The sequence below is a fragment of the Moorena sp. SIO4E2 genome (assembly GCF_010671945.1).
GTDB classification, from domain to species: Bacteria; Cyanobacteriota; Cyanobacteriia; order Cyanobacteriales; family Coleofasciculaceae; genus Moorena; species Moorena producens.
In genome coordinates this window covers 1-1,326 of record NZ_JAAHIE010001265.1, presented here as the reverse complement: position 1 = coordinate 1,326, position 1,326 = coordinate 1, and the positions used below count along the sequence as shown (strand labels likewise).

Genomic DNA, 1,326 nt, shown 5'->3' with positions numbered 1-1,326 from the left:
AGCGTGGCCCAAAGGCCTCAGCTTCCGCTAAGAGCGATCGCTTTTACTACCCTCGCTCAACTCTGCGCCTTCTTTCACTGTAGTCCCAACGATTTATTGATTGTAGACTGGGAGGGGGAAGAAATAGAGAAAGCTTCACAGATAATGAAACAGACATTTACCAATGCTGAGGCGATGCCACCCCGTTATGCGGAGGAAATTTGGGATACTTTTTAAGGGACTATCTAGCTAGGGCAAACGCATCTAAATTCTAGAAGCCTTACTCAGAAGTGATGTAGTGCGGTCTTGGGGAAGCAGGGTCAAATAGCAAATATGAGATCCACCCACTTCGGATCAGTAAAATGTATTAACTTATAACCTTAGTGCTATAACAGCTTAGTTGTCCGAATGACGTACCAAACCTCAGATCATTTTATGCATCTGATGGTTTCTCCCTGACACGCTCTTTCCAATATCCTGGCTCACGACTACAGTGCATCACCGCCACAATTAAAATGTAATCTTCCTCAATAGTGTATAAAATCCCGTAGGGAAATTTACGTGTCAGACATCGAGGAATATCTTCATCAATAACAGCCCAACGAGTTGGTGACGCAACAATTCAGAAAATTGCATCCTCAACTACATTGATAAATGCCTGTGCCAATTCAACTCTACGTTCTGCGTAAAACTCGACTGCTTCACCATATTCAGTCAAGGCTGCTGGGTGAAAGACATATTTCATGGCTCCAGAAGTCGCCTCACTCTAGCTAACCCTTCCTCTCCAGGAATAGGCTCAACCATACTACTTCGGATTTCATCTCGACGCTTCTTAGCTTCACTTACCCAAAGTGCTTGTAGGTTTTCGTCTACATCAAACTCAAGACTTTCAACCAGCTTCTGAGCCAACAATGCTCTCCATGCACTGGGCAAAGATAAAGCTTCTTTCATTACTTGCTCAACAGAGACCATAACATTCGGGCATCATAGATAATACCCAGAGTCTAGCAAAAAAGTAGTAAACATAACACAGAATAAAAATGCGATTGGCCGTAGGTCATCGCTACTTGAGGTGCATCTACTGAATTTGATATCAACTCAATCGCTGGCAAAGCCATAAAGCAAAGACTGGAATTGTGCTTGGGGCTCAACCAATTCAAATGGCGCTGATAAATCCAAAACATTCACGGGCTTTTGCATCCCAATCCCAAGTGTAGACATGAGATGCTTTTGAACAAGCGATGCAGCGCCGACCTGCGGGGGTTTCCCCCACTCGCGCTTTGCATCAAGAAAACAGGTAATCATTTTTTTGATCTGCTCAGAGCTGACCGCTGATAGCTGACCGCT

General features: G+C 44.3%; 3 protein-coding genes and 1 pseudogene. 1 reads left to right on the top strand and 3 read right to left on the bottom strand.

All coding sequences use genetic code 11. The features are described 5' to 3' along the window. The coding region (locus F6K37_RS42810; protein WP_287257272.1) for a helix-turn-helix domain-containing protein at nt 1-216 on the top strand (216 nt) is incomplete at its 5' end. A gap of 196 nt (nt 217-412) precedes the next feature. Here F6K37_RS42810 and F6K37_RS45970 read toward each other — a convergent pair. From F6K37_RS45970 to F6K37_RS42795, 3 genes and pseudogenes are all read right to left on the bottom strand, one after another. Then, a pseudogene (locus F6K37_RS45970) lies at nt 413-724 on the bottom strand (type II toxin-antitoxin system RelE/ParE family toxin). Continuing rightward, nucleotides 721-951, bottom strand: coding sequence for an addiction module protein (locus F6K37_RS42800; protein ID WP_502887843.1), 231 nt, complete (start codon nt 949-951; stop codon nt 721-723). The pseudogene F6K37_RS45970 and the gene F6K37_RS42800 overlap by 4 nt, the downstream one beginning before the upstream one ends. Nucleotides 952-1,077: 126 nt before the next feature. Continuing rightward, nucleotides 1,078-1,326 (bottom strand): hypothetical protein (locus tag F6K37_RS42795; protein WP_287257270.1); only part of this gene is annotated, 249 nt, incomplete at its 5' end.

Coding starts and splice junctions, on each gene's coding strand:
- F6K37_RS42800 (WP_502887843.1), bottom strand. CDS start 951: ATGGTCTCTGTTGAGCAAGTAATGAAAGAAGCTTTATCTTTGCCCAGT.